The following is a 2,897-nucleotide window of genomic DNA, read 5'->3' as shown; positions in this document are numbered from 1 at the left end:
GTGCCGTACGGGTGGGGCTGGTTGCCGTAGGGCGGTGGCTGGGTGGTCATCGTGGTGGCCCCTGGGTGGTGGTGTGGTCCGGTGCAGAGGATATCCGCCGGTTCGGGACCGGGTCCGGGCCGGCACCGGCTAGAAGAACTCCGACCACGGCTGGTCCCAGATCTGCTTCACGCACAGGATGAGGAACAGCAGGCCCGCGATCGCCAGCATCGCGTTGCTCAGCGGGCCGTTGCGCCACTCCCTGGGGGTGCGGGAGGTGTTCAGCAGCCACATCAGGGTGCCGGCCAGGAAGGGGAGGAAGGCGGCGCCGAGGACGCCGTAGATGATGACCAGGCGGAAGGGCTGGCCCTGGAAGAGCAGGACCATCGGCGGGAAGGTCAGCCAGAGCAGGTACACCCGGAAGGGCCAGGAGCGCTCGCGCGAACCGGACGCGACCTTCTGCCCGGAGCCCGCCGCGCCCTCGTCGCCGCGGTAGCGCGCCACGAAGTCCGCGAACATCAGGCTCACCCCGTGCCAGACGCCGATCAGCGAGGTGAAGGAGGTGGCGAAGAACCCGATCAGGAAGAACTTCGCGGTCGCCGAGCCGTACTCGTCCGCCAGGATGTCGCTGAGCTGGACGAGGCCCTTGTCGCCGCTCGCGATCGCCACGTTGGCGCTGTGCAGCAGTTCCGCGCCGACGAAGAGCATGGCGACGACGAAGATGCCGGTGGTGATGTAGGCGACCCGGTTGTCGAGCCGCATCACCTTCATCCAGCCGGTGTCGGTCCAGCCCTTGGCGTTGACCCAGTAGCCGTACGCGGCGAGGGTGATCGTGCCGCCGACGCCGCCGATCAGGCCGAGGGTGTTGAGGACGGAGTCCTTCTCGTCGGGCAGGACCGGCAGCAGGCCCGCGAAGGCGTCGCCCAGGTTCGGGGTGACCCGGATCGCCAGGTACACCGTCACCACGAACATGACGCCGACCAGGAGCGTCATGACCTTCTCGAAGACCGCGTACTTGTTGAACCAGACGAAGACCAGGCCGACAAGACCGCAGGCGATGGCCCACCATTCGAGGTCCATCACGTCGGGGAACAGGGCCTGGAGCGGGAGCGCGCTCGACGACATCGCCGCCGCCCCGTACACGAAGCCCCAGATCACCACGTAGACGGCGAAGAACCAGGTGGTCCAGCGGCCCAGGCTCGCCCAGCCGTCGAACAGGGTGCTGCCGGTGGACAGGTGCCAGCGGCCCGCGGCCTCCGCGAGGGAGATCTTGACGAGGCAGCCGATCACCGCGGCCCACAGCAGGGTGTAGCCGAAGTTGCTGCCCGCGATGAGCGTGGCGACCAGGTCACCGGCGCCGACGCCGGTCGCGGCGACGACGATCCCCGGGCCGATGTAGCGCCAACTGGACTTGCGGGGTACGGGGTTCGCCTCACCGGTCACTGTGTTGTCCGTGGTGTCCGCCATGAAGGTCAAGAAACCTCAAAGGCCGCGGCCCGGCAAGAGGGCGTGCCGTGAAGGAAGTCAGGGGTCACCGGGGAGGCCTCCCCCGCAGCCGTCGGCCCCGCAGGTGCCCAGTTCGAACCAGACGGTCTTCCCGGTGCCGTCCTGGTGACAGCCCCAGCGCAGGGCGAGCGCCGCCACCAGGAACATCCCGCGGCCGCTCTCCGAGACCCCGGCGTCCAGCACCTGCGGGGTGCGGCGGCCGGAGTCGGCGACCTCGCAGCGCAGCACGCCGTGCGCGGCGGACAGGGTGAGCGTGAAGCGGCTCGCCGAGTGCAGCAGGGCGTTGGTGGCCAGTTCGCTCACGAGGAGTTCGGCGGTGTCCACCAGGTCGTCCCGCTCCGCGAGCCCCCACCCCTCCAACTGCTTGCGCACCTCGGCGCGGGCCTCGCGCACGGCGGACGGGCGGGGGTCGTACTCGACACTCAAGTGACCTGCTCCCAGGGGCGGTTGGGGATAGGCGGCATATCGAGGGTCGGGGTCCGGGAGGCGGTCCCCGGAGAGTTGCAGCATGTTCTCAGGGTGTCCCCCGCGGGGTCGGCGCACACGGGGAGTACTACCTGATTCCATACCTGCACCACACCCGTACGGCTACGCGTACTGCAGTCGTACGGTCGCCCCGTCCCGGTCGTCGCGTACGTCGACGTACGCACACACCTGGCGCGCGTACCAGAGTCCCTGGCCGGGGGCCAGGTCGGTGGTGTCCGGCGGGACAAACCCGGCGAGGGGGTCGTCCACCCGGCGCTCCGCGCGCAGTTCGCAGACGCAGTGCGCGTCCCGCCCCCACAGCAGCGCGGTGCCGGCCCGCTGCCCCACGGCCTCCGCCGCCTCGGCCACGGCGGTCGCGAACAGCTCCGCGTCGGCGGCCGCCAGACCCCGCGCCTGCGCCTTCGGCCGTACGGCGTCCGCGGCCAGGCCGGTGAGGAGTTCGGCGTCCGGCGGGGGCGGTGCGAGGGGTACGGAGTCCAGTTCGGCGGCGAGGCGTACGGGGTCCTCGTAGACGCCGGTGCCGGGGTGGGCCCGGCGGGCGGCGTCGACGATCGCGGGGCCCGCGGTGCGCAGGTCGTAGGCGCACAGGGCGGTGGTGGCGAGCGGCGCGAAGAGGAGGTTGGCGAGGGCCTCGTAGCGGATCCACTCGGTGGTCTCGCGCGGGGAGCTGCCGGCCCTGCCGTTCCAGACGGGCTCCATGAGGAGGTGGATGCGGCCGCCGGGGCCGGCGTGGGCCGCGAGGTAGCCGGCGCCCTGGGCGACCGCGTTCGCGGCGGAGCCGGTGTACCAGTCGGTGTGGTCGATGAGGGTGACGTGCTCGGCGTCCGCGCCGAGGGCGTCCCGCAGGAGGGCGAGGTTGTGCGGGGAGGCGACGGCCGCGGGCGGGGGTACGTCACCCTGGGGCGCCGAGGGCCTCGGTGAGGAAG

3 protein-coding genes are annotated in these 2,897 nt (G+C 71.5%); all 3 read right to left on the bottom strand.

The window, feature by feature from the left end:
* Nucleotides 1-129 precede the first annotated feature (129 nt).
* Nucleotides 130-1,446, bottom strand: a complete 1,317-nt coding sequence (locus tag AOJ26_RS40585; RefSeq protein ID WP_053853335.1) for an Nramp family divalent metal transporter — start codon at nucleotides 1,444-1,446, stop codon at nucleotides 130-132.
* 57 nt (nucleotides 1,447-1,503) lie between these two features.
* Entirely contained in the window at nucleotides 1,504-1,911 is a 408-nt protein-coding gene (locus tag AOJ26_RS40580; protein WP_053853334.1) for an ATP-binding protein, read from the bottom strand.
* Between the two features lie 162 nt (nucleotides 1,912-2,073).
* Nucleotides 2,074-2,897, bottom strand: an 824-nt coding sequence (locus AOJ26_RS40575; protein ID WP_234358805.1) for an MEDS domain-containing protein, incomplete at its 5' end; no start/stop codon positions are given.

The sequence above is a fragment of the Streptomyces sp. NRRL B-24085 genome, from assembly GCF_001282115.1.
Taxonomy (GTDB): Bacteria; Actinomycetota; Actinomycetes; order Streptomycetales; family Streptomycetaceae; genus Streptomyces.
This window is presented reverse-complemented; position numbering and strand designations above follow the sequence as displayed.

What these genes read in the sequence shown, in the direction of transcription:
- AOJ26_RS40585 (WP_053853335.1), bottom strand. Translation starts at nt 1,446, where the DNA reads ATGGCGGACACCACGGACAACACAGTGACCGGTGAGGCGAACCCCGTA.